The 23,361-nt window shown below is 27.6% G+C and carries 27 protein-coding genes; 13 read left to right on the top strand and 14 right to left on the bottom strand.

The window, feature by feature from the left end:
• The first annotated feature begins 11 nt into the window (after window positions 1-11).
• From ACFOWD_RS09760 to ACFOWD_RS09735, 6 genes are all read left to right on the top strand, one after another.
• A complete protein-coding gene (locus ACFOWD_RS09760) occupies window positions 12-1,508 on the top strand; it encodes a YfcC family protein (RefSeq protein ID WP_377410156.1) in 1,497 nt (498 codons plus the stop codon).
• 109 nt (window positions 1,509-1,617) lie between these two features.
• Entirely contained in the window at window positions 1,618-2,142 is a 525-nt protein-coding gene (locus ACFOWD_RS09755) for a DinB family protein (RefSeq protein ID WP_377410154.1), read from the top strand.
• Complete coding sequence (locus ACFOWD_RS09750) at window positions 2,143-2,583, top strand: hypothetical protein (protein ID WP_377410152.1); 441 nt, start codon at window positions 2,143-2,145, stop codon at window positions 2,581-2,583.
• 67 nt (window positions 2,584-2,650) lie between these two features.
• Complete coding sequence (gene ffh, locus ACFOWD_RS09745) at window positions 2,651-3,979, top strand: signal recognition particle protein (protein WP_377410150.1); 1,329 nt, start codon at window positions 2,651-2,653, stop codon at window positions 3,977-3,979.
• Between the two features lie 55 nt (window positions 3,980-4,034).
• The gene (gene folD / locus ACFOWD_RS09740; RefSeq protein WP_377410148.1) at window positions 4,035-4,922 is read left to right on the top strand and encodes a bifunctional methylenetetrahydrofolate dehydrogenase/methenyltetrahydrofolate cyclohydrolase FolD; all 888 of its coding nucleotides are present in this window, start codon (window positions 4,035-4,037) and stop codon (window positions 4,920-4,922) included.
• Window positions 4,912-5,829, top strand: coding sequence for a YitT family protein (locus ACFOWD_RS09735; protein WP_298993412.1), 918 nt, complete (start codon window positions 4,912-4,914; stop codon window positions 5,827-5,829). The genes folD and ACFOWD_RS09735 overlap by 11 nt, the downstream gene beginning before the upstream one ends.
• On the opposite strand, the gene ACFOWD_RS09730 is transcribed toward ACFOWD_RS09735, so the two are convergent.
• The 14 genes from ACFOWD_RS09730 to ACFOWD_RS09665 all read right to left on the bottom strand — a co-directional run bounded on the left by ACFOWD_RS09730 (window position 5,826) and on the right by ACFOWD_RS09665 (window position 16,416).
• Entirely contained in the window at window positions 5,826-6,857 is a 1,032-nt protein-coding gene (locus ACFOWD_RS09730; protein ID WP_298993414.1) for an AI-2E family transporter, read from the bottom strand. The genes ACFOWD_RS09735 and ACFOWD_RS09730 overlap by 4 nt on opposite strands.
• 97 nt (window positions 6,858-6,954) lie before the next feature.
• A complete protein-coding gene (locus ACFOWD_RS09725; RefSeq protein ID WP_377410145.1) occupies window positions 6,955-7,317 on the bottom strand; it encodes a cupin domain-containing protein in 363 nt (120 codons plus the stop codon).
• A 1-nt stretch (window position 7,318) separates the two neighbouring features.
• Window positions 7,319-7,882: a hypothetical protein gene (locus ACFOWD_RS09720; RefSeq protein WP_298993420.1), complete on the bottom strand. Its 564-nt coding sequence runs from the start codon at window positions 7,880-7,882 to the stop codon at window positions 7,319-7,321.
• A gap of 49 nt (window positions 7,883-7,931) precedes the next feature.
• Entirely contained in the window at window positions 7,932-9,488 is a 1,557-nt protein-coding gene (locus tag ACFOWD_RS09715; RefSeq protein ID WP_377410143.1) for a helicase HerA-like domain-containing protein, read from the bottom strand.
• 66 nt (window positions 9,489-9,554) lie between these two features.
• Window positions 9,555-10,295, bottom strand: a complete 741-nt coding sequence (locus ACFOWD_RS09710) for a LytR/AlgR family response regulator transcription factor (protein WP_377410141.1) — start codon at window positions 10,293-10,295, stop codon at window positions 9,555-9,557.
• A gap of 1 nt (window position 10,296) precedes the next feature.
• Window positions 10,297-11,718, bottom strand: coding sequence for a sensor histidine kinase (locus ACFOWD_RS09705; protein WP_377410139.1), 1,422 nt, complete (start codon window positions 11,716-11,718; stop codon window positions 10,297-10,299).
• 132 nt (window positions 11,719-11,850) lie between these two features.
• Window positions 11,851-12,606 carry a LytR/AlgR family response regulator transcription factor gene (locus ACFOWD_RS09700; protein WP_377410137.1) on the bottom strand — a complete coding sequence of 252 codons (756 nt, stop codon included), beginning with the start codon at window positions 12,604-12,606 and terminating at the stop codon, window positions 11,851-11,853.
• Window position 12,607: 1 nt separating this feature from the next.
• Window positions 12,608-13,063 (bottom strand): DUF2306 domain-containing protein, encoded by a 456-nt coding sequence (locus tag ACFOWD_RS09695; protein WP_377410136.1) that lies wholly within the window; start codon window positions 13,061-13,063, stop codon window positions 12,608-12,610.
• 3 nt (window positions 13,064-13,066) lie between these two features.
• The gene (locus ACFOWD_RS09690) at window positions 13,067-13,414 is read right to left on the bottom strand and encodes a 2TM domain-containing protein (RefSeq protein WP_298993425.1); all 348 of its coding nucleotides are present in this window, start codon (window positions 13,412-13,414) and stop codon (window positions 13,067-13,069) included.
• A 1-nt stretch (window position 13,415) separates the two neighbouring features.
• Complete coding sequence (locus tag ACFOWD_RS09685; RefSeq protein ID WP_377410134.1) at window positions 13,416-14,003, bottom strand: 2TM domain-containing protein; 588 nt, start codon at window positions 14,001-14,003, stop codon at window positions 13,416-13,418.
• A gap of 4 nt (window positions 14,004-14,007) precedes the next feature.
• Complete coding sequence (locus ACFOWD_RS09680; RefSeq protein WP_377410132.1) at window positions 14,008-14,295, bottom strand: 2TM domain-containing protein; 288 nt, start codon at window positions 14,293-14,295, stop codon at window positions 14,008-14,010.
• Window position 14,296: 1 nt separating this feature from the next.
• Entirely contained in the window at window positions 14,297-14,620 is a 324-nt protein-coding gene (locus ACFOWD_RS09675; protein WP_298993428.1) for a 2TM domain-containing protein, read from the bottom strand.
• On the bottom strand, window positions 14,620-15,981 hold the full coding sequence (locus ACFOWD_RS09670) for a 2TM domain-containing protein (protein ID WP_377410130.1): 1,362 nt from the start codon (window positions 15,979-15,981) through the stop codon (window positions 14,620-14,622). Before ACFOWD_RS09670 ends, ACFOWD_RS09675 begins: the two co-directional genes overlap by 1 nt.
• Window positions 15,982-15,999: 18 nt before the next feature.
• Window positions 16,000-16,416 carry a DUF2141 domain-containing protein gene (locus ACFOWD_RS09665; protein ID WP_377410128.1) on the bottom strand — a complete coding sequence of 139 codons (417 nt, stop codon included), beginning with the start codon at window positions 16,414-16,416 and terminating at the stop codon, window positions 16,000-16,002.
• Between the two features lie 512 nt (window positions 16,417-16,928).
• Here ACFOWD_RS09665 and ACFOWD_RS09660 point away from each other — a divergent pair.
• From ACFOWD_RS09660 to argB, 7 genes are read left to right on the top strand one after another with little or no spacing between them, the layout of a single operon-like run.
• Window positions 16,929-17,543 carry a GNAT family N-acetyltransferase gene (locus tag ACFOWD_RS09660; protein WP_298993433.1) on the top strand — a complete coding sequence of 205 codons (615 nt, stop codon included), beginning with the start codon at window positions 16,929-16,931 and terminating at the stop codon, window positions 17,541-17,543.
• On the top strand, window positions 17,543-18,724 hold the full coding sequence (locus ACFOWD_RS09655; RefSeq protein ID WP_377410125.1) for an argininosuccinate synthase: 1,182 nt from the start codon (window positions 17,543-17,545) through the stop codon (window positions 18,722-18,724). Before ACFOWD_RS09660 ends, ACFOWD_RS09655 begins: the two co-directional genes overlap by 1 nt.
• Entirely contained in the window at window positions 18,721-19,698 is a 978-nt protein-coding gene (gene argC, locus ACFOWD_RS09650; protein WP_377410123.1) for an N-acetyl-gamma-glutamyl-phosphate reductase, read from the top strand. The genes ACFOWD_RS09655 and argC overlap by 4 nt, the downstream gene beginning before the upstream one ends.
• 1 nt (window position 19,699) lies before the next feature.
• On the top strand, window positions 19,700-20,500 hold the full coding sequence (proC, locus tag ACFOWD_RS09645) for a pyrroline-5-carboxylate reductase (RefSeq protein WP_377410121.1): 801 nt from the start codon (window positions 19,700-19,702) through the stop codon (window positions 20,498-20,500).
• Window positions 20,497-21,636, top strand: a complete 1,140-nt coding sequence (locus ACFOWD_RS09640; RefSeq protein WP_377410119.1) for an aspartate aminotransferase family protein — start codon at window positions 20,497-20,499, stop codon at window positions 21,634-21,636. Before proC ends, ACFOWD_RS09640 begins: the two co-directional genes overlap by 4 nt.
• A gap of 4 nt (window positions 21,637-21,640) precedes the next feature.
• Window positions 21,641-22,585 carry an N-acetylornithine carbamoyltransferase gene (locus tag ACFOWD_RS09635; RefSeq protein WP_377410117.1) on the top strand — a complete coding sequence of 315 codons (945 nt, stop codon included), beginning with the start codon at window positions 21,641-21,643 and terminating at the stop codon, window positions 22,583-22,585.
• Complete coding sequence (argB, locus tag ACFOWD_RS09630) at window positions 22,578-23,360, top strand: acetylglutamate kinase (RefSeq protein WP_377410115.1); 783 nt, start codon at window positions 22,578-22,580, stop codon at window positions 23,358-23,360. The genes ACFOWD_RS09635 and argB overlap by 8 nt, the downstream gene beginning before the upstream one ends.
• The last annotated feature ends 1 nt before the right edge of the window (window position 23,361 follow it).

Below are 23,361 nucleotides of genomic sequence, written 5' to 3'. Positions count from 1 at the left end.
AATTTCTAAAGATGAAAAAGATAAAATTTCCAACAGCACAAACTGTTTTATTATTAATTGCAGTTTTTGTTGCATTATTGACCTGGGTAGTTCCTTCAGGTGAATATGATAGACTAGCTTACAATAAAGACGATAATACTTTTATTAGAAGTAATCATCTTGGAGCTATAAACTTAGAAGCAAATCAAAAAACTTTAGATGATTTACAAGTAAAAATTCCTATTGATAAATTTACCTCTGGGGCTATTTATAAACCAATTAGTATACCTGGCACTTATAAAAACATTGATGCTAAACCACAAGGTTTTAAAGAATTGGTTTTAGCACCATTAAAAGGTATTATTCAAGTTGCTGATATTATAATTTTAGTATTATTTATTGGTGGTTTGGTTGCCATTGTTAATTTTACAGGTGCATTTGAAGCTGGTATTTCTAAACTATCAGAATTACTTTTAGGAAAAGAATATATTCTTATTATAGCTGTTACTTCATTAATTGCTTTAGGAGGAACATCATTTGGATTTGCTGAAGAAACTATTGCCTTCTACCCTATTTTAATTCCTATTTTTTTAGCTGCAAAATACGATGCTATGGTTGCTTTAGCCTGTATTTTTGTTGGTAGTCAAATTGGCTGTATGATGTCCACTATAAATCCTTTTAGTACTATAATTGCATCAAATTCTGCAGGTATTAATTGGACAACAGGATTATATGAACGAATTATTTTATTTGTTGTTGGTTTATCTACCTGTATTTTTTACATTATTAGATATGCTACTAGAGTAAAAAATAATCCTAAAAAATCTATTATTTATGATCAAAAAATAGAAATAGAAAAACTGTTTTCTTTTAAAAATATATCAACTAAAATTGAATTTAATTCTAAATTAAAATTAGTGTTAACCATTTTTATTTTATGTTTTGTTGTAATGGTTTATGGTGTTTCTAATTTAGATTGGTGGTTTTTAGAGATGACTGGTGTTTTCTTTGTAGGTGCTATTTTAATAGGTTTCATATGTAAAATTAATGAAGCTACTTTTGTAGACACCTTTATGAAAGGCGCAGGAGATTTATTGGGAGTTGCTTTTATAATTGGTTTAGCAAGAGGTGTAACTGTTTTAATGGAAAATGGTTTAATTAGTGATACACTTTTGTTTTATGCTAGTTCATTTACAGATGGCATGCCAAAAGGGCTTTTTATTAATGCAATGCTTTTTGTGTATACAGGACTAACTTTTTTTATTCCTTCTTCTTCAGGAATGGCTGTTCTAACAATGCCAATTATGTCTCCTTTAGCAGATACAGTATCTTTAGGTAGAGAACATGTGGTAAACGCATATTTATTAGGTAATGGTTTATTTAATTTTATAAATCCTACTGCATTAATATTAGCTTCTTTAGCAGTAGTAAAAGTAGGTTATAATAAATGGTTAAAATTTATGATTCCTTTACTTATTATTTTAACCATTATTTCTATGCTTTTTTTAACTATAACAGTTTATTTATAGTGGGTTTGATGTAATATAATCATGATTACAAAAAATAAAAATTTACTTTAAAAAGTATAGACTGAAAATCTATTTTATTTTAGTATTTTTAGACAGATATTATTAGAATATGGATAAAAACGATATTGCAGATTTACTAGAAGAAAAACATCAAGATCTTTTTACTTGGTTAGAAAATCAACCAGATGAAAATTGGGAAAATGGTCCAAAAGACAAATGGTCAACTAGTCAACATATCCAACACTTAGTCAATAGTTTACAACTATTAAATAATGCTTTAAGTTATCCTAGGTTTATTTTAAAATATAAATTTGGTACTTGTAATAGAGAACCAAGAGACTATAAAACTGTTGCAAAAAAATATCAAGAAAAACTATTAGCAAATCAAGAAAGAGCAAAAAAGTTTAATAAAGATTTATATAAACCAACTTTAAAAGAAAAAGAAAGATTATTAACTCGATTTCAAATTCAGCAGAAAAAACTGCAATACAAAACCAGAAAAATTAGCGATAAAAATTTAGATACTTTAGTAATTCCACATCCATTAATGGGCAAAATGACTGTTAGAGAAATAATTATGTGGACAGCTCATCATACAGAGCATCACCTAGAAACACTTCAAAAATTTTATTAATTGAAAAAAATAATTCGAAAACCCCATTTATTTTTCTTTGGTTTAATTCCTGTTTTTTTAATTATTGGTTTTATCAATAGAAATATTCCTATAGATATTAATATTTCATTCATTTATTATTTAATTAATGTAGATTTTTGGTGTTATGTTTCTGCTGTTTATTTTGGTTTAATTGGCATTAATTACCTGTCTTTAAATATCATAAAAAAAGAACCAAAAAAGGGATTAACAATAACACATTTAGTACTTCAAGTCTTATGTTTATTACCTTATTTATATGCTGTCTTAAATCTTGATGAGAATGGTAATTTACCTAACTCAAGTTTTTTTAATAGTGTAGAATTTAATTATATTTTTATAGGAGGCTTTTTACTTTTTATTACTTCTATTTTTGTGCATCTTATCAACTTTTTTTCAAGTTTACTTTTAAAAAGAGATTAACACTTTATAATCTTTTATAAGCAAACTCTTATAATTATATTTGTAGTTCTTAAAAAGAATACAAATTATGTTTAATAATTTAAGCGATAAATTAGATAAAGCTCTACACACCCTAAAAGGTCATGGGCAAATTACAGAAATTAATGTTGCAGAAACTTTAAAAGAAGTTAGAAGAGCATTATTAGATGCCGATGTTAATTTTAAAATAGCAAAAGATTTTACTAAAAAAGTACAAACTAAAGCACTTGGTCAAAACGTATTAACTACCTTAAATCCAGGTCAGTTAATGGTAAAACTGGTAAAAGATGAACTAACTGAATTAATGGGCGGAGACACTGTTGGTATTAATTTAGGTGGCTCACCAACTGTAATTTTAATGTCTGGTTTACAAGGTTCAGGTAAAACTACTTTTTCTGGAAAACTTGCAAATTATTTAAAGACAAAAAAAACAAAACAAGTTCTTTTAGTAGGTTGTGATGTTTACAGACCTGCAGCCATAAACCAACTACAAGTTGTTGGAGAACAAATTGGTGTAGAAGTTTATGCTGAAGAAGGCAATAAAAATCCTGTAGAAATTTCTAAAAATGCAATTGCTCATGCAAAAGCAAATGGAAAAAATGTTGTAATTATTGATACTGCTGGACGTTTAGCTGTAGATCAAGAAATGATGACAGAGATTTCTAATATTCATAAAGCTATAAATCCTCAAGAGACTTTATTTGTTGTAGATTCTATGACTGGGCAAGATGCAGTAAACACTGCAAAAGCTTTTAATGATATTTTAAATTTTGATGGTGTTGTATTAACTAAATTAGATGGTGATACAAGAGGTGGTGCTGCATTAACCATAAAATCTGTTGTAGATAAACCAATTAAATTTATTGGTACAGGAGAAAAGATGGAGGCTATAGATGTCTTTCATCCAGATAGAATGGCAGATCGTATTTTGGGTATGGGTGATGTTATATCACTTGTAGAACGTGCTCAAGATCAATATGATGAAGAAGAAGCTAGAAAATTACAGAAAAAGATTGCTAAGAACCAGTTTGGTTTTGATGATTTCTTAAATCAGATACAACAAATCAAAAAAATGGGTAGCATGAAAGATTTAGTTGGTATGATACCTGGTGCTGGAAAAGCTATGAAAGACGTAGATATAGATGATGATGCTTTTAAAGGTATAGAAGCCATAATTCATTCTATGACACCATTAGAAAGAAGTACACCAACCACTATAAATGCTAGTAGAAAAAAGAGAATAGCAAAAGGTTCTGGAACATCTGTACAAGAAGTGAATCAATTAATGAAACAATTTACTCAAATGAGTAAAATGATGAAGATGATGCAAGGTGGTGGAGGCAGAAAGATGATGCAGATGATGAAAGGAATGAAATAAATAATATGAATAAGAAATTACGAATTATTGGTTCGTAATTCGTAAATAAAAATCTATGATACTTTTAGACGGAAAAAAAACTTCTGCAGACATTAAAGAAGAAATTGCTTTAGAGGTTGCAGAACTTAAAAGAAATGATAAAAAAACTCCTCATTTAGCAGCTATCATAGTTGGTAATGATGGCGCAAGTATAACCTATGTTAATGCAAAAGTTAAAGCTTGTGAACGAGTAGGTTTTGAATCTACTTTAATTAGATTACCAGAAGACATTTCTGAAAAAGAACTATTAAACGAAATCGAAATTCTAAATGTTGACAATGATATTGATGGCTTCATTGTGCAGTTACCATTGCCAGATCATATAGATGAGCAAAAAGTAATCATGGCTGTAGACCCAGACAAAGATGTAGATGGATTTCATCCTACAAATGTGGGTAAAATGGCTTTAAATTTACCAACATTTATTTCTGCTACACCTTTTGGTATTTTAGAATTACTTGATAGATATGAGGTTGAAACTTCTGGAAAACATGTAGTTGTCTTAGGAAGAAGTCATATTGTAGGTAGCCCAATGAGTATTCTATTATCTCAAAAAAGAAAAGTAGGTAATGCTACTGTAACTATGTGTCATAGTAGAACTAAAAACTTAAAAGAAATTACTTTACAAGCAGATATTATAGTTGCAGCAATTGGTATACCAGAGTTTCTAAAAGCAGATATGGTTAAAGATAATGTAACTGTAATTGATGTTGGCATAACTAGGGTTGCTGACTCAAGTAAAAAAAGAGGCTTTAGATTAATTGGTGATGTCGCTTTTGAAGAAGTATCAAAAAAATCAAATTTTATTACGCCAGTTCCTGGAGGAGTTGGACCAATGACTATAGCAATGTTGCTTAAAAATACTTTATTAGCTTGTAAAAGAAAAAACTTAGATGGATGCTAAAAAAACCACAAACTATATTTCTGAATACTTACAAATAGTAATCGGAATTATATTAACTAGTTTGGGTTTAAAAGCCTTTTTATTACCTAATGGTTTTTTAGATGGTGGTGTAACTGGCATAGCTCTTTTAGTAAGAACTCAAGTAGATATTAACATGTCATATCTACTTATATTATTTAGTATTCCTTTCTTAATTTTAGGATATTATACTGTTTCTAAAAGAATAGTAATAAAATCTATTATCAGTATTTTAGGAGTTGCTTTATTTATTCATTTCGAAAATTTTCAAACTATAACTAATGACAAACTTCTCATTTCAATTTTTGGTGGTTTACTAGTAGGTTCTGGAATTGGTATAGCCATTAGAAATGGTTCAGTCTTAGATGGCTCAGAAATATTAGGAGTTTACTTAAATGATAAATTCGGAGTTTCTATAGGGAAAGTTGTAATGTTTTTTAATGTTATTTTATTTAGTATTACAGCTTTTGTAGTATCAATAGAAATAGCCATGTACTCTATATTAACGTATATTATAGCTGCTAAAGTAACAGATACAGTTGTAGAGGGTTTTGAGGATTTTATTGGAGTTACTATTGTTTCTAAAAAAAATGATTTAATTAAAATTGCTATTATAGAAGAATTAGGTGTGGGTTTAACTATTTATAAAGGTACATCTGGATTTGGTAGTCAAGGAATAGCAAAAGATTTTGATATCATTCATTCTATCATCAACAGAATTGATATTAAAAAAATGTATAAAATTGTGCAAGAAATAGACCCAAATGCATTTATTGTAGAATTTGATGTAAATAGTGTTAAGGGTGGGGTTTTAAGACATTATCTAAATAAAAAGAAAAACTCTAAGTTTTTAAAACTTAAAGAATCTGTAAATAAAAAATACGCTTAAAGTACTTTTTTATCTTCCATAATTGCTCCAAATTCTTTCTTATAAATTTTTACTACTATTAAAAATAAACTTATTAATAGAGGGCCAAATATTAATCCTATAAATCCAAAAAGAGGCACACCAACAATAACACCAATTAAAGTTACTAATGGATGTACATTATCTAGTTTCTTTAAAACATAAAGTCTAATAATGTTATCTGTAGAGCCAACTACTACCAAACCATAAATTAAAATACCCCAAGCAGCAAAAGAGTTACCTGTTGAATATGTTAAAATAAATACAGGTAAAATACCTACTAAAGTTCCTACAAAAGGAATCATAGAGCCTACAGTTACCACAATAAACCAAAAGAAAGGATCATCTATATTAAAAATTAAAAAACCAATTAATGCAATAATACCTTGTGCAATTGCAACTAAAGGAATTCCTATAGCATTAGACCTAACCATATCTTGGGTTTCTGCACCAATAATTTTAAGGTTTTTTTGACTAATAGGTATGTATTCATATAAAGATTCTCTTAACATTTTTCTATTAGTAAGCATGTAATAAAGTGCAAAGTACATTAACCCAATAGATAAGAATATATCAAAAGTACTACCAGCAAAATTTTCTAAGTTATCAGAAATCCAGCCAGACATTTCAGAAGTATTTATTCTAGAACTTAAATTAAATCCATAATCGTGATCTATACTATCTATTTTACTTTTGATTAAATTGGCAATTTCTTCAGAGTTTTTTACAGCATCACTTACTTTATTTCCTAACATTATTAAAACTCCAGCAACAGGAACAAGAATACATAAAAATGAAAAAAGCATTAAAAAGCCTGCAGCAAGATCTACTTTCCAGCCTTTTTTTAATAAAAAAACCATAGGTTTTCTAAGCAATACATAAATAGTAATTGCACCTAGAATGCCTGATAAATAAGGTATTAACTCTTTAAATATTAAAATTGCAAAAAATATAATGAGAGATAGAACAAATATTTGTCTAATTGTTTTTGGAGCAATTGCGTTTTTCATTAATTATTTTTTTTATGCAATTTAGAAATCTAAATCAATTTAAAGGTGAACTATCAATACAATTATTTGCTCAAAAGAAATGGTAAAAAAGAAAAAATTATTCTTCTCTATTAACAAGATCTAAAGAAAAAGCAGGAGTACATATAGCTATATATTCGCATTCTTCATCAAAAGGATTTGAATATTGCACTCTAACATTCTTATTAATTTTTATAGATTCACCCGCTTTTAAAATAACTTCTTCTCCATCTATAATAAATTGTTTCTTACCTTTTATTATGTAGGTGAATTCATCAAATTCTGGAGTTTGAAAGGGCTCTTTCCATTTTGGTGGAGCAATCATATGAGCAATACTTATAGCATCATTACCATCTGTAGCTTTACCAAAATGTTCTTCAATTAGTTTACCATCTGTTGTAGGCACAACAAAAGGAGTTTTTTGAATTTTATAATTTTTCATATTAATCGAACCAAACTACAAAAGATTTTATTCTAGCTAAATCAGGTATTTGTTCTAAAGATACATTTTGAGTAGAAAAATCTCTTAACCCTAATTCTTCTTTATCAATTGCTATAGTTGCATTTATATCATCTAAAAATAAAGTAACAGACTGTAAAGTAGACTCAACTCTTAATTTACTGTATGCGTTAATATCTGAAAAATTAGAATTTAAATTAATATTATTTTTTGTGTGAAAACGACTATCATGAATTTCAACACTTTTTATCGTAGATGTAGAATCTAATTGTTCTTTTGGTACAATTGTTAATAAGTGCTTCCCTCCTTTTTCATAAATTTTATACTTATCATCATCTTGAAAATAATCGTCACCTAAAGCACCTTCACTTAAAGTTGAAACTATAGAGTCTTTTGCAAAAATTTGGTTTAAATCTTTAATTGTAGTTTCTGTTGTTATATCACCTACTTTTCCTTTTTCTATAACATATTTACTATGATTTGTACAGCTAGTTAAAAAAAGGATAACTAAAGATATATATAATAATTGATTGTTAATTTTTTTCATTTTTTTTAGTTGTTTAGCTTTAAACCAAACGTGTTTTTTATACGATTTATTATTTAATCACTTTTTTTAATATTCCAAAAACAGCTCTAATAAAAGTAGCACTTGTAAGTACTTTAACTAATGGATCTTGTCTTGTACTTCTTCTAGTATAGGTTCTAGAATTTCTTCTTTTTGCTTCTTCTTTGGCTAATCTTTCTTTTTCTTTTTGAGCTTCTTCATCAGCAATTGCTTTTTGTTCAGCCTCATTAATGGCATTTATTTTTTCATTTAATAACTCATATGCACTATCTCTATCTAAGTCTTTATTATACTTATAGTACAATCTAGAGTTGCTTATTACATTACTCAATTCTTTATCTGTTAAAACATCCATTCTACTCATTGGCGCTCTTAACATAGTTCTTGCTAGTGGAGTTGGAATTCCTTTTTCGTTTAAAACAGAAATAAAGGCTTCACCAATACCTAATTGAGTTAAAACTTCTTTTGTATCATAGTAATCTGATGTTGGATAGTTTTCAGCAGCCAATTTAATAGCTTTTCTATCTTTTGCTGTAAATGCTCTTAATGCGTGTTGCACTTTTAATCCTAATTGAGCCAAAATATCTTCTGGAACGTCTTTAGGGTTTTGAGTTACAAAATACAAGCCTATTCCTTTAGATCTAATTAGCTTAACAATGCTTTCTATTTGACTTAATAATGCTTTTGAGGCTTGTTCAAAAACCAAATGAGCTTCATCTATAAAAATGATAAGTTCTGGTCTTCCAGAATCTCCTTGTTCAGGAAAAGCTTCGTAAACCTCTGCTAATAATTGTAGCATAAAGGTTGAAAACAGTTTAGGTTTATCTTGAATATCTGTTAAACGTAAAACAGAAATTATTCCTCTACCATTTTCATCTATTCTTGTTAAATCTTCTACTTCAAAAGATTTTTCACCAAAAAACAAATCTCCACCTTGTTGTTCGATTTCTACAATTTTACGCAAAATTGCACCTGTAGAAGAAGATGAAATTCGACCATATTCAGCAGTAATTTCATCTTTACCTTCGTTAGTTACAAATTGTAAAACTTTTTTAAAATCTTTTATATCTAACAAAGGTAGCTTGTTATCATCACAATACTTAAAAATAATAGCTACAATACCACTTTGTGTTTCTGTTAAATCTAAAATTCTTGATAATAAAACAGGACCAAATTCAGAAATGGTTGCACGCATTCTAGTTCCATCTTGTTCTGAAATGGTTAAAACTTCGATTGGAAATTTTTTAGCTTCGAAAGGAAACCCAATTTTTGTATGACGTTCGTCTATTTTTGGATGACCAGGACTTGGTTCTGCTAAGCCAGATAAATCTCCTTTAATATCCATCAATAAAACAGGAATTCCATTCTCTGATAAATTTTCTGCAAGTACTTGTAAAGTTTTTGTTTTTCCTGTACCAGTTGCACCAGCTATTAAACCATGTCTATTTAAAGTTTTTAAAGGTACTTTTACTAAAGCATCTGTAATTGTTTCTTCACCTAACATAGCAGCTCCTAAAGTTAAAAATTCGCCTTTAGTTTTATAGCCTTCGGTTATGTAATCAAAGAATTCTTGTTGTTTTTGATTCATCAAAAAATTTATTTTTGATAAAAATAAGTAAAGTTTAAGATTTTGAAAATTATTTAATCAATTTGTTTAGTCAATCCAGTTTTTAAATTTTTTTACACGCTCTCTACTTACAATAATTTCTTGATCATTATAAGTTTCTAAAACTAATTTTAATCTTGAATTGGTATAAGAAATAATATCTTTTATTGCATTTATATGTACTATAAAAGTTCTATTTACTCTGAAAAAAAACTTAGGATTTAAATCGCTTTCTAAACTTGTTAATGATTGATTTATGATATAATTACCCTCTTTAGATTTTAAAAATGTTGCATTCTCAAAACTATAAAATAATTCAACATCATCAGCAGCTATAATTTTTATTTTGTTTCCAACTTTTACAGTAAAAGAAGTTTTATAAACTTCAGTTTCAAAGTCTTGTAAAGCTTTCTTTAATTGTTCATAGCTTTTATCTTTTTGATGCAATTGCTTTGCTTTCTCTATGGCTAATTTTAGTTTTTCTTCATTAATTGGCTTCAGCAAATAGGAAATCCCATCAAAATCAAAAGCTTTAATGCTGTATTTTGGAAAAGCAGTTGTGAATATAATTTTTGATGAGATATTAATTATTTCCAAAATTTCGAAACACAAACCGTCTGCAAGTTGAATGTCTAAAAATAAAATATCTGTTTGTTGATTGTTTTGAAACCAAGAAATTGATGCTTTGATTGAAGTTAAATTTCCCAAAACCTGAATATCAAAACCATTCAATAATCGCTCTAATCTTCTGGCTGAAGGTAATTCGTCTTCTATGATTAATGCAGTCATTTTATATAGTTTCTAAAATTGGCAACTTTATACAATATGTCTCATTTGTATCTTCGATTATCACTTTTTCTTCTGTAAAAAAAGCATTACGTTGTTTTATATTTTCAATTCCTTTATTGCTTGTTAGTTGCTTATTTCTTTTCAAATTCTTGTTATTAGATACTATTAAGTAATTTTCTTTTGATGATATATTGATATGTATAAGCGATGTTTTATCGATAATATTATGTTTGATGACATTTTCCAAAACCTGTTGTAAAATGGTAGCTACTATAAATTTTTGTTTGGTTTCAGAATCAATACTAATTGTATAATCCAAACCTTCTTCAAATCGATCTTTTAATAATTGTAGATATTTTTCTGCAAAGTTAATTTCATCAACTACTTTAACAACATCTTGTTTTTCTTGTTCCAAGAAATAATGATAAATATCTGCTAAATTATTTGCATAAGAAACGGCTTTTTGCGGATTTTCTTCAATAAAACTTGACAATACATTGATGTTATTAAACAAAAAATGTGGTGATAATTGGTTTTTTAGTTGTTGATAATTCAATTGAGTTTCTAATGTTTCTTGTTTTAGTATTTGTGCTTTTTGTTTATTAATTAATTGTAAAAAATAAAAATGAGTTATAATTAAAACAAAAAGAAAAAAAGGAGTGTATAATAAAATAGTAGGAATTAAAAAAGCTCTATCTAAAGAAGGACCAAGACCATTTTTTACAATTCTAAAATTATTAAAGGATAATATTATCCAAAACACTAAAAATGAAATAGATAAAATGTAATAGCTTAAAATATAAAGTTTTTGTTTAATTAATGAAAATTGACTGTATACATAATTAAAGAAATGAATACTCAATACAGAGAAAATAAATCCTAGTGGTAAAAAAGTATAAATAATTTTTATTGATTCTTCAAAATAAAAAGTATCTATTGCTGCTAGAAATACATATAAAAATGTACCTGTTAAAGAAATTGAAAAAGTTTTAAAGTAAGAAAATTCTATTTTTTTTGAATTATTTTTTAATTGTGTAATTTCTGTTGAATTAATTTTTTGGTAAAATGTAATAAAGAAACTTATAAAAGAAGAAATAATAGCAATAATAAAGTTTATAAAACTAAAAATTGAGTGTTCTAAATTTTCATTAATGAACCTAAAATTTATATAAACTATAATAAATATTAAGATAAAGTTTAAAGAAAAAACTTTAGTAATAATTTTTTTGAAAACAAGATTTTTTTCAAATATGTAAAATGATAAAAATGCTGGAATTAATAAAAATGGAATAGTTAAACCAATTATTTCTAAAATTTCGTCTAGATCAAAAGCATTTAAAAAAAATTGAATAGCAAATACAACTGAATGTATGATTAAGGTAAACCCAAATGCTTTAACTAAAGAATTAAAAAATCTATTCATAATTTCTATTTTTCACCAAAAATGAATTAAATCATAATTAAGAAAAAAAGAAATATAGTGAATTGTAGTATTTTATTAGTGAATTGTATTAAAAAGTATTGAAAATCATTATACTTATTTAAAAAAATGATTTTAGTCAATCCAGTTTTTAAAATCTTTTACACGCTCTCTACTTACAATAATTTCTTGATCATTATACGTTTCTAAAACTAATTTTAATCTTGAATTGGTATAAGAAATAATATCTTTTATTGCATTTATATGTACTATAAAAGTTCTATTTACTCTAAAAAATTGTTCAGGGTTTAATTGCTCTTCCCATTTCTCTAAAGAGTTATCTAACAAATAGTTACGTTTTTCTAAAGTATGTATATAAGTTGCTTTATTTTCGCTGTAAAAACATTCTATATCATCTACAGGAATTATTTTTATATGTTGACCTACTTTTATAGACAAACGTTTTTTAAACTTTCTATCTATAGGGTTTATTAATAGTTTTCTAATGTCATCTAAATTAACCTGAACTTCAGCTTGTTTTGGTTGTTGTTTTTTAAATTGATTTACAGCAGCCTCTAATTCATCTTCATCAATAGGTTTTAATAAGTAATCTATAGAATTTAATTTAAATGCTTTTAAAGCGTATTCATCGTAAGCAGTTGTAAAAATAATAGCTGATTTCACCTCTATTTCTTCAAATATTTCAAAAGATAAACCATCTGATAATTGAATATCTAAAAAAATTAAATCTGGATGTTCATTATTTTGCAACCAATTTAAACTCTCTTCAACAGAATGCAGCATTTCACTAACATCAATATTTAATGATGCTAACATTCTATTTAATCTTCTAGCTGCAGGTTTTTCGTCTTCGATTATTAAAACGTTCATATTATTGTTCTGTTAATTTTTTTGCATTTTTTTTGATGAAATAATTCCCTAAAAAAGCAGTTAAAAAAGTAGCAATAGCTACTGCCCACCAAAAATCTTGCATGTTTTTTACAAATCTTGTACCTACTTCTGACCAAAAAGCACAATATAAACCAACTACAGACCAAGCCATAAAATAATAATGCTTTTGTAACCAATTCTTTGATCTTTTTAATACTGGGTACATTCCTGCTAAAATGGTTATTAAACTTACAATAGCAAAGAAATGAAAGATACTAAATCCATTAAAATTTGAAATAAAAAAAGAAGATATATTTAATAATAACATATTTACAACATAAACATAACCTACTCTTTTATGAAATTTTGTGCCTTTTGTATTAAGAATTACTATAAGACCTGTAATCATAGAAATAACAGAAAACAGTAAATGCAGATAACCAATTGTAGAAAACATTACCTAGTATTTTCTTGATATTTTTTTAACTTGTTCATCATCTTTTTCCATCATCTCTCTTATTTTTCTCTCTTCCCAATCTTTGCCTAGTCCTAAAGATTTAAATCCAAAGACACCTAACCAATGGAAAAACATACCAATTCCCCAAAATAACCAAGTAGATATTGTTCCGAAATTTTGAATAGCTTCAACAAATGTATCTCCACTATGCATTAAACCATAAACTATTACTCCACTAATCATAATATTAATTACGATATAAACCATTAAGTGAATGTAAAATCCTTTTATTTCTTTTACTCGCTTTTTAGCACGAATATAGTTTTGTTCTTGTAAAAAATCTGATTCCATTTTATTGATATTTTTTTATAATTTCTTGTGTTTTTTTCTGTTCCCATTTTTCACCTAAGCCAAGTAAATCAAATCCAAACACACCTAACCAATGGAAAAAAAGTGCAATTAACATACCTCCTAAAGCAAACCAGAAAAATTGAAAACTTGGTACAAACGTATAGTTTACATACACTATTAAAGGAAAAGAAAATATGTATACAAATAAATGAATGTAAAATCCTTTAATTTCTTGTGCTTGCTTTTTAGCTTTTAGGTAATATTTTTCTTGTAAGTATTGATCTTCTTCTATAGTATTATTTGAACTTTCATCTCCAATAATCTCTTTGATTTTTCGCTCTTTCCAAGTTTTTTTTAATTCTAAATTAGAAAAAGGAAAAACGTTAATCCAATGAATAACTAAACCTAAACACCAAGCCACAATTGCATACCAATACCATTCAAATTGAGGAACAGTTTTTAAGTTGATAAAAATTAAAAAAGGTAATATTAAAAAAGTTGAAAATACATGTGTGTAAAAACCTTTAATGTCTTTTATTCTCTGTTCAGCTATTAAATTTATATGATGTTTTAAATATTTTGTTTCCATAGTCTTAATACTTCTTGTTCATAAATTCTTTAATTTTCTTTTCTTCCCAATCTTTACCTAGGCCTAATTTTTGAAATCCAAAAACACCAAGCCAGTGAAAAAATAGTCCCATACCCCAACCTAAAACAGAAAACCAAAACCAATGAAAACTTGGCACAAACATTAAGTTTACAGTAATAATTATTGGTATTGTAATTAGATAAATAAATAAGTGAACATAAAAGCCTTTTATATCGTTTACACGTTTTTTTGCTTTAAAATATTTTTGTTCTTCTTTATAATTTGCTTCCATTTTAAAATCTTGTTTTTTCTTCTTCTTTAAGATACTCTTGCAGCTTTCTATCTTCCCAATCTTTGCTAAAAATCATTGGTAAGCCAAATGTTCCAATTGCTTGAAAAACTATACCTATACCCCACCAAAACCAAATTTTATAATTACCTAAATTAAAAAATGCTTCATTAAAAGTATCTCCAGCTTCTATATCTCCAATAATAAAAATTGCTGATAAGAAAGTGTTTACAGCTAAATACACAGATAAGTGTTTATAGAACTTACTTATCTTTTCTATTTTTTTACGAACTCTAATGTACTTTTGTTCTTGATGATCAGTTCTCATTATCTTAGTCTTTTTTGTCTGTTTTCTTTATCCATCAACTCTTTAATTTTACGTTCTTCCCAATTTCTTCCTAAGAATATGTTGTAATTATTTACTTCTAAGAAGTGGAAAAATAAACCAATTCCCCAACCAAAAGCTGGAAACCAAAACCAATAAAATTGTGGTGAAAATCTTAAATTAATAAAAATTAAAAATGGAATTATAATACAATATGATGCTAAATTTTGATAAAACTCCTTTAATTTTTCTACTCTTTCAACAGCTTTTACATACTTGCTATTTTCTAAATTATCTTGATACATGATGTCTGTTATTTTATATAAGAGAGGTAAACTCACTTTAAATGTTTTGTTGTTATTTTCTATTTTTACGCCTCTATTTGTAATTAATCCATATCTATCTGCTATGTTTTGTAAACCAACCTTGGTGCTTTTACCTATAGCTTCTTTAGGATTTATATTATTTTCAATAATTAAATAATTATCTGCTTCGTAAATATTAATTACTAATGGTTTAGAGGTTGATACTACATTATGCTTTACTGCATTTTCTAATAATAATTGTAAAGAAAGTGGTACAATTTTTAGTTCTGAATTACTAACAGTTTCAGGGATATTAAATTCTACAGCATCTTCAAAACGCATTCTTAAAAGTTGCATGTAGGTTCTTGCAAAATTCAGTTCTTCTATTATGGGTACTAAATCTTTATTACGTTGTTCTAAAACATATCTATAAACTTTAGATAATTTTGTTGTAAATTTTTCTGCTTGATTAGGATTTTCTCCTATTAAACTAGTTAATACATTTAAACTGTTAAACAAAAAATGAGGATCTATTTGATTTTTTAAAGATTCAAACTTTGCTGTTTCTGTTTTAGCAACAAATTCTTGTTTTGTACTTTCTTTTTTTACTGATTTTTTCCATTCTATCATAAAACTTCTAGCATGTAAGAAAGCAGAAACTCCAAAAGAAAGTATTATGTAGAATAAGTGATACCAAATAAAATTACCCTTAAAAAAAGTTGCTGGATCATTATCAGAAATTACAATGTAAGTGAAATAATTTATGGCTAACACTATAGGTACTGTATAAAATACAGTTGCAATTATGCCTGCCCAAACTCTTAAGTTGGTATGATTAATCCAATCCCATTTTTTACTTAGCAAATCGTTAATGACTCCTTGAGCAAAACCTAAACCAAAAGAATACATTGCAGATATTAAAAAAGTATATCCTATAGATCTTATTGTAAAATTTTGATTTATGATGACAAATAAGATGGTGAATATTAAAGTTATTTTAAAACTTACAACAACACCTTCTTTGATGTCTTTTTTAGATATGTTTTTGCTAGAACTCATTTATATAAAATTATCTTTTTAAAATTTGATATCTAAAGATACATTTTTATTAGAAACTGTAAACTTAGCATTATCAAAGGTTGGAGGACCAAAATTCATTACATTATTAGAAGCTCCATAATCTTCTAAAGGCATTCCATTAGTTGCAAAATCCATTTTATCATTATTATTTTTATCATGATAACAAATAACTGCATACTCTCCAGGTGTAATATCTTTAAATTCGACAATACTTATACCATCTTTTATTTTTGCTTCTAAAGAGGCAATTGGTTTTTTCATAAAATTATCTTTACTATATAAAGCAAAGCCAACTTTACCATTTTCTGAAGTTACATTTATAACCTTTGCAGTTATAGTTACTTTTTCTTGACCACAAATTGTGCTTGAAACAAAGAATGCTGTTGCTACTAAAATTGATACTAAAAATTTCATAATAAGTTGTTTTATTGATTAATAACACCACAAATATCCGCTAGTATTAGAGATTTAAAAACTAATAATTACCCAACTGTAAAAATTCTAGGACGAATTGTAAGATTAGCAGTAATAGTAACCAAAAGATATAATTAATAAACAATAAGTTCGAATTAAAAACTAAAGTTAATTCTATTAAAGGATAGTAAAATTCTTAATTTCACTATTAAATTATTAGTTTAAGAGTACAATTTTTAGCAGATATGTAAAAATTGTAAAATTTATTTAAATTTTTAGAGTCAATTAAAAAAATAATATACATTTACAGCATATTTAGAAAAATGTACGAGTTAAATTTAAATATTATGAATTTTTGTAAAGTTACTGTTACTTCAAACAGAACATTACTACGTCGTTATTTCTCTACTCGCCCTTAGGGTGTGTATCTATTTTATGGAATTTAGGTGAGTCCAATTCCACTTTCGAAATCAAAATATCTCAAACTTTATAAAATTAATACAAACAATACAATGGAAATTGTAATTGCTGATAAATCTCATATTATTTACGCAGAAATAATCTGTGAAACTATTGCTGAAGCAGCAAAAGTACGTGGAACTGGTATTGCAAAAAGAAAACCTGAATATATTGCCACTAAAATGGAAAATGGTAATGCAGTTATTGCTTTAGATGGAGAAACTTTTGCAGGCTTTTGTTATATTGAACAATGGGGTCATGGAAAGTTTGTTGCAAACTCTGGTTTAATTGTTCATCCAAACTATCGTGGTTTAGGTTTATCTAAACAAATAAAACAAGCAGTCTTTAATCATTCTAGAAATAAATTTCCTAATGCTAAAATTTTTAGCATTACTACAGGTTTAGCTGTAATGAAATTAAACAGTAATTTAGGATACAAACCAGTAACTTTCTCAGAATTAACAAATGATCAAAGCTTTTGGAATGGCTGTCAAACCTGCAAAAATTACGATGTACTTCAAAGAACAGAACAAAAAATGTGTTTGTGCACTGGTATGCTTTATGATCCAAGCTCAAAAATAGAAAAAGAGGATAAAAAAATAAAAGAAGGTGTTTTTAAAAGACTTAAAAATATTAAACATACCTTGTTTTTAAAAGATAAAAAATAATGAAAAAATTAGTTATAGCTTATAGTGGTGGTTTAGACACTTCTTATTGTGCAGTAAGTTTATCAAAACAGTATGATGTTCATGCAGTAAGTGTAAATACAGGTGGGTTTTCTATTGAGGAAATAAAGACTATAGAAAAGAATGCTTATAAAATGGGTGTAAGTTCTTATAAAAATATTGATGCTGTAGAGTCTTTTTATACAAAAGTGATTAAATATTTAGTTTTTGGTAATATTCTAAAAAACAATACATATCCTTTATCTGTGAGTGCAGAAAGAATAATACAAGCCATAGAAATTGTTGAATATGCAAAGAAAATTGGTGCAGATTATATAGCTCATGGTTCTACAGGCGCAGGAAATGACCAAGTAAGGTTTGATATGATATTTCAAACATTAGCGCCAAACATTAAAATTATTACACCTATAAGAGATCAAAAACTAACTAGACAAGAAGAAATAGATTACTTAAAGAAAAACGGAATTAATTTATCTTGGGAAAAAGCTCAATATTCTATAAACAAAGGTTTATGGGGAACTAGTGTAGGTGGTGCAGAAACTTTAACTTCTACTATGCCTTTGCCAGAAAGTGCATATCCGTCTCAAATAGAAAAAGAAGGTTTACAAAAAGTAGTTTTAACTTTTAATAAAGGAGAGTTATGTGCTATAAATGGTAAAATTGGTAAGTCAGTTGAGTGTATTGAATTATTGAATTTTATGGCTTCTAAATATGGAATAGGTAGAGATATTCATGTAGGAGATACAATTGTAGGTATTAAAGGTAGAGTTGGTTTTGAGGCTGCTGCTGCTTTAATAATTATAAAAGCCCATCATTTACTTGAAAAGCATACATTAACAAAATGGCAATTACAACATAAAGAATACTTATCTAGTTTTTATGGTATGCATTTACATGAAGGTCAATATCTAGATCCAGTGATGAGAAATATTGAAGCTTTTTTAGAAAGTAGCCAATCAAAAGTTACTGGTAGTGTATTTGTTACTTTAAGACCTTATTGTTTCTCTTTAGATGGTATTTCGTCTCCTCATGATTTAATGAACAAAATTTTTGGTAGTTATGGAGAAGAAAATAAAGGCTGGACAGCAGAAGAAGCAAAAGGATTTATTAAAATTTTAGGTAATCAAAATAAAATATATCAACAAATAAACAAAAAGCAATGATAAAAGTTGGTATTATTGGTGGTGCAGGTTATACTGCTGGTGAATTAATAAGGTTGTTATTACACCATTCAAAAACTAAAATTGATTTTGTGTATAGCACTTCTAATGCAGGAAATTACTTGTATGATGTTCATCAAGATTTATTAGGCAATACATCATTAAAATTCACAATTGATATTAATACAAAAATTGATGTTTTATTTTTATGCTTAGGCCATGGAAATTCAAAATCTTTTTTAGAGAAAAACAAGTTTTCAGATAGCACTAAAATAATTGATTTAAGCAATGATTTTAGGTTACAGAAAGATGCTTTTTTCAATGATAAAGAGTTTGTTTATGGCTTACCAGAGTTACATTTAGGTGCAATAAAATCTGCTAATCATATAGCAAACCCTGGTTGTTTTGCTACAGCTTTACAATTAGCAATTTTACCTTTAGCTGCCAATAATTTAATTAAAGACGATATTCATATAAATGCAGTTACTGGTGCTACTGGTGCAGGCACATCTTTATCTACAACAACACATTTTACTTGGAGAGATAACAACTTTTCTCACTACAAAACATTTACTCATCAACATTTAGGTGAAATTCATCAAACAGTAAACCAGTTACAAAATAGTTTTGATGGAGAAATTAATTTTATACCTAATAGAGGAAATTTTTCAAGAGGTATTTTCTCAACAACGTACACTAAATTTGATGGTTCTATAGAAGAAGCAAAAACACTTTATAAAAACTTTTACAAAAATGCCAAGTTTACCTTTATTTCTGATGAACCAATTCATTTAAAACAAGTAGTAAATACTAATAAGTGTTTGATTCACTTATTAAAGCACAATAATAAATTACTGATAACAAGCACTATAGATAATTTAATTAAAGGTGCTTCTGGTCAGGCCATTCATAATATGAACTTAATGTTTGGGTTTAATGAAGCAGAAGGTTTACAATTAAAAGCAACATATTTTTAAGATGAAAATTGCAATTATAGGAACAGGAAACTTAGGAAAATCTATTGCAAAAGGTTTAATTACCAATAATGCAATAACATCATTGTATTTAACAAAAAGAAATTTAGAGAGTATAGCTGAGTTTGAGGGTTATAAAAATGTTTTCTTAACTACAGATAATAAAAAAGCAGTAGAAAATTCAGATATACTAATTTTTGCTGTTCAACCAGCTCATTTTGAAGATATATTACAAGAAATAAAATCAAGTTTAACAGAAAAACATGTTGTAATATCAACGATAACAGGATTTATAATATCTAAAATTGAAGAACAAATTGGAACAGATAAGTTTATCATTAGAGCAATGCCAAATACTGCAATTGCTGTAGGTAAATCTATGACATGTTTGTGTAGTAATTTACAAGGTGAAAAAAGAATAAAAATTGCAGAGGCTATATTTAATAGACTTGGTCATTCTCTATCAATTCCTGAAAGTCAAATGCAAGCTGCAACTGTGGTTTGTGCAAGTGGTATTGCATTTTGGATGCGTCTAATTAGAGCAACCACTCAAGCTGCAATTCAACTGGGTTTTGATGCAAAAGAAGCTCAAGAATTAGCTATGTATACAAGTGAAGGTGCTGCAAACCTGCTTATAGAAAATGGTAATCACCCAGAAGAAGAAATAGATAGAGTTACAACTCCTCAAGGTTGTACAATAGAAGGTCTTAATGAAATGGAACACAAAGGCTTAAGCTCTTCGTTAATTCAAGGAATGGTGGCTTCATTTAATAAAATAAACAACATTAAAAAAGAACAAATATGAGTTTATTTAATGTTTACCCACTTTTCGATATTACACCTGTAAAAGCTAAAGACGTTTTTGTTTATGATGAAAATGATAAAGAATATCTAGATTTATATGGTGGTCATGCTGTAATTTCTATTGGACACTCTCATCCTGAATATGTAAAAAGTATTACTGATCAAGTTGCTAAACTTGGTTTTTATAGTAATTCTATTCAGAATCCAATTCAGGTTGAATTAGCAAGTAAACTAATACAATTATCTGGTTGTAGAGATTATGAACTTTTTTTATGTAATTCTGGAGCAGAAGCAAATGAAAACGCATTAAAATTAGCTTCATTTCATACTAATAAAAAGAAAGTGATTGCTTTTAAAAATAGCTTTCATGGTAGAACTTCTGCAGCAGTTGCTGCAACAGATAATGAAAAAATAATTGCTCCTATAAATGCGCAACAAGAAGTTGAAATCTTAGCACTTGGAGATCTAGAAAGTTTAGAAAAATCATTAGGTAAAAATGATGTTTGTGCTGTTATTATTGAATGTATTCAAGGAGTTGGAGGCTTAGATGAAAGTACAACAGCATTTTATGAAGGTATAGATAGGTTATGTAAAAAATACAATACTTGTTTTATTGCTGATGAAGTGCAATCTGGTTATGGTAGAACTGGTGATTTCTTTGCGTTTCAGAAATACAATGTAACTCCAGATATTATTTCTATTGCTAAAGGAATGGGCAATGGTTTCCCAATTGGTGGTATTTTAATTCACCCTAATATTAAAGCAAGTTATGGATTGTTAGGAACTACTTTTGGAGGAAATCATCTAGCTTGTGTTGCAGGATTATCAGTATTAAATGTTATCGAGCAAAAAAATCTAATGGAAAATGTGAGATTCATTTCTGAATATTTCAATAGAATAGCGAATACAATACCTCAAATTAAAAATATTAAAGGAAGAGGATTAATGCTGGGATTAGAGTTTGATTTTCCTATTTCAGAATTAAGAAAAAAACTGATTTATGATTATCAGATTTTTACTGGAAGTGCTAAAAATCCTGATCTGTTGAGAATTTTACCTCCTTTAACCATTAGAAAAGAACACGTTAATCAATTTTTTGAAGCTCTTGTAAATGCTTTAGAAGACTTAAATCACTAAAATTATGTCTTTAAAAAACTATACATCAATAAATGATATAGACCATATAGAAACTTGGATTCAAGAAGCTTTAATGATAAAGTCTAATCCTTTAAAAAACAACGAATTAGGTAAAAATAAAACCTTAGGATTATTATTTTTTAATTCAAGCTTACGTACACGTTTAAGTACTCAAAAGGCGGCTTTGAATTTAGGCATGAATCCAATTGTGATGAATGTTTCTGGTGATGCATGGGGAATTGAATTTGAAGATGGAACAGTAATGAATGGCAGTACTGCAGAACACATTAAAGAAGCTGCAGCTGTGGTTTCTCAATATTGTGATGTTATTGCAGTTAGAGCTTTCCCTTCTTTAACTGATAAAATAAAAGATGAGTCTGAACATATTTTAAAATCATTTATTAAATATGCTTCTGTGCCTTTAGTTAATATGGAAAGCTCTACTAGTCATCCATTGCAAGGACTTACTGATGCCATCACAATTAAAGAAAATACAACTAAAAAAAGACCAAAAGTGGTGTTAAGTTGGGCTCCACATGTTAAAGCATTACCACATGCAGTTGCCAATAGTTTTACGAATGCTATGCAGAAAATGGATGTTGAATTTGTAATTGCAAATCCTAAGGGATATAATTTAAATCCAGAAATTGTAAAAGACACACTTGTTTATCATGATCAAAAAGAAGCATTTAAAAATGCTGATTTTGTATATGCAAAAAACTGGAGTTCTTACGAAGATTATGGTAAAGTTGTAAAAACAGATTTAGATTGGATGATTACAAAAGACAAAATTGGAGCTGCTAAATTTATGCATTGTTTACCAGTAAGAAGAAATGTAGTTGTTGAAGATGCTGTTTTAGACTCAGAAAACGCATTAGTTACTGAACAAGCAAATAACAGAACTTTTGCAGCTCAATTGGTACTAAAAAAGATTTTAGAAAATGTCTAAAGAAAGACTATCTGTCATAAAAATAGGTGGAAACATTATAGAAGATGTAACTTCTTTACATACTTTTCTAAAACTTTTTTCAAACTTAGAAGGTAAGAAAATCTTAGTGCATGGAGGAGGAAAAAGAGCAACGCATATTGCCACAAAATTAGGTATTGAATCTAAAATGGTAAATGGTAGACGTATTACTGATGCTGATACTCTAGAGGTCATTACCATGGTTTATGGTGGTTTAGTCAACAAAAATGTGGTTGCAAAACTTCAAGCTTTGGGTGCTGATGCCATTGGTTTAACAGGTGCAGATATCAACAGTATAAAATCTGACAAAAGACCTGTTAAGGAAATTGATTTTGGTTTTGTTGGTGATGTAAAAAAAGTAGCAAATAAATCAATAGAAAAATTACTACAAGCTGACTTTACACCTGTTTTTTGTGCAATAACACATGATGGAAAAGGCCAATTACTAAACACAAATGCAGATACTATTACCAGCCAAGTGGCTATTGGAATGAGTGAAATTTACGAAACATCCATCTACTATTGTTTTGAATTAAATGGTGTTCTAGAAGATTTCAATGATAAAAATTCTGTTGTAAAAATCATCAATCCAAGTGTTTATAAAGAATTATTAGCAAATGGTGTTATTGCAGATGGAATGATTCCTAAACTAGACAACTGTTTTGATGCTCTAGAAAATGGTGTTCATAAAGTTTACATTGGCAATACATCAATGTTAACTAAAGAAAACGATAATTATACAACCATTACTTTATAAA

The organism is Polaribacter marinivivus, from assembly GCF_042651285.1.
Taxonomy (GTDB): Bacteria; Bacteroidota; Bacteroidia; order Flavobacteriales; family Flavobacteriaceae; genus Polaribacter; species Polaribacter marinivivus.
This window is presented reverse-complemented; position numbering and strand designations above follow the sequence as displayed.

What these genes read in the sequence shown, in the direction of transcription:
- ACFOWD_RS09760 (WP_377410156.1), top strand. Translation starts at nt 12, where the DNA reads ATGAAAAAGATAAAATTTCCAACAGCACAAACTGTTTTATTATTAATT.
- ACFOWD_RS09755 (WP_377410154.1), top strand. Translation starts at nt 1,618, where the DNA reads ATGGATAAAAACGATATTGCAGATTTACTAGAAGAAAAACATCAAGAT.
- ffh (WP_377410150.1), top strand. Translation starts at nt 2,651, where the DNA reads ATGTTTAATAATTTAAGCGATAAATTAGATAAAGCTCTACACACCCTA.
- folD (WP_377410148.1), top strand. Translation starts at nt 4,035, where the DNA reads ATGATACTTTTAGACGGAAAAAAAACTTCTGCAGACATTAAAGAAGAA.
- ACFOWD_RS09735 (WP_298993412.1), top strand. Translation starts at nt 4,912, where the DNA reads ATGGATGCTAAAAAAACCACAAACTATATTTCTGAATACTTACAAATA.
- ACFOWD_RS09730 (WP_298993414.1), bottom strand. Translation starts at nt 6,857, where the DNA reads ATGAAAAACGCAATTGCTCCAAAAACAATTAGACAAATATTTGTTCTA.
- ACFOWD_RS09725 (WP_377410145.1), bottom strand. Translation starts at nt 7,317, where the DNA reads ATGAAAAATTATAAAATTCAAAAAACTCCTTTTGTTGTGCCTACAACA.
- ACFOWD_RS09720 (WP_298993420.1), bottom strand. Translation starts at nt 7,882, where the DNA reads ATGAAAAAAATTAACAATCAATTATTATATATATCTTTAGTTATCCTT.
- ACFOWD_RS09715 (WP_377410143.1), bottom strand. Translation starts at nt 9,488, where the DNA reads ATGAATCAAAAACAACAAGAATTCTTTGATTACATAACCGAAGGCTAT.
- ACFOWD_RS09710 (WP_377410141.1), bottom strand. Translation starts at nt 10,295, where the DNA reads ATGACTGCATTAATCATAGAAGACGAATTACCTTCAGCCAGAAGATTA.
- ACFOWD_RS09705 (WP_377410139.1), bottom strand. Translation starts at nt 11,718, where the DNA reads ATGAATAGATTTTTTAATTCTTTAGTTAAAGCATTTGGGTTTACCTTA.
- ACFOWD_RS09700 (WP_377410137.1), bottom strand. Translation starts at nt 12,606, where the DNA reads ATGAACGTTTTAATAATCGAAGACGAAAAACCTGCAGCTAGAAGATTA.
- ACFOWD_RS09695 (WP_377410136.1), bottom strand. Translation starts at nt 13,063, where the DNA reads ATGTTTTCTACAATTGGTTATCTGCATTTACTGTTTTCTGTTATTTCT.
- ACFOWD_RS09690 (WP_298993425.1), bottom strand. Translation starts at nt 13,414, where the DNA reads ATGGAATCAGATTTTTTACAAGAACAAAACTATATTCGTGCTAAAAAG.
- ACFOWD_RS09685 (WP_377410134.1), bottom strand. Translation starts at nt 14,003, where the DNA reads ATGGAAACAAAATATTTAAAACATCATATAAATTTAATAGCTGAACAG.
- ACFOWD_RS09680 (WP_377410132.1), bottom strand. Translation starts at nt 14,295, where the DNA reads ATGGAAGCAAATTATAAAGAAGAACAAAAATATTTTAAAGCAAAAAAA.
- ACFOWD_RS09675 (WP_298993428.1), bottom strand. Translation starts at nt 14,620, where the DNA reads ATGAGAACTGATCATCAAGAACAAAAGTACATTAGAGTTCGTAAAAAA.
- ACFOWD_RS09670 (WP_377410130.1), bottom strand. Translation starts at nt 15,981, where the DNA reads ATGAGTTCTAGCAAAAACATATCTAAAAAAGACATCAAAGAAGGTGTT.
- ACFOWD_RS09665 (WP_377410128.1), bottom strand. Translation starts at nt 16,416, where the DNA reads ATGAAATTTTTAGTATCAATTTTAGTAGCAACAGCATTCTTTGTTTCA.
- ACFOWD_RS09660 (WP_298993433.1), top strand. Translation starts at nt 16,929, where the DNA reads ATGGAAATTGTAATTGCTGATAAATCTCATATTATTTACGCAGAAATA.
- ACFOWD_RS09655 (WP_377410125.1), top strand. Translation starts at nt 17,543, where the DNA reads ATGAAAAAATTAGTTATAGCTTATAGTGGTGGTTTAGACACTTCTTAT.
- argC (WP_377410123.1), top strand. Translation starts at nt 18,721, where the DNA reads ATGATAAAAGTTGGTATTATTGGTGGTGCAGGTTATACTGCTGGTGAA.
- proC (WP_377410121.1), top strand. Translation starts at nt 19,700, where the DNA reads ATGAAAATTGCAATTATAGGAACAGGAAACTTAGGAAAATCTATTGCA.
- ACFOWD_RS09640 (WP_377410119.1), top strand. Translation starts at nt 20,497, where the DNA reads ATGAGTTTATTTAATGTTTACCCACTTTTCGATATTACACCTGTAAAA.
- ACFOWD_RS09635 (WP_377410117.1), top strand. Translation starts at nt 21,641, where the DNA reads ATGTCTTTAAAAAACTATACATCAATAAATGATATAGACCATATAGAA.
- argB (WP_377410115.1), top strand. Translation starts at nt 22,578, where the DNA reads ATGTCTAAAGAAAGACTATCTGTCATAAAAATAGGTGGAAACATTATA.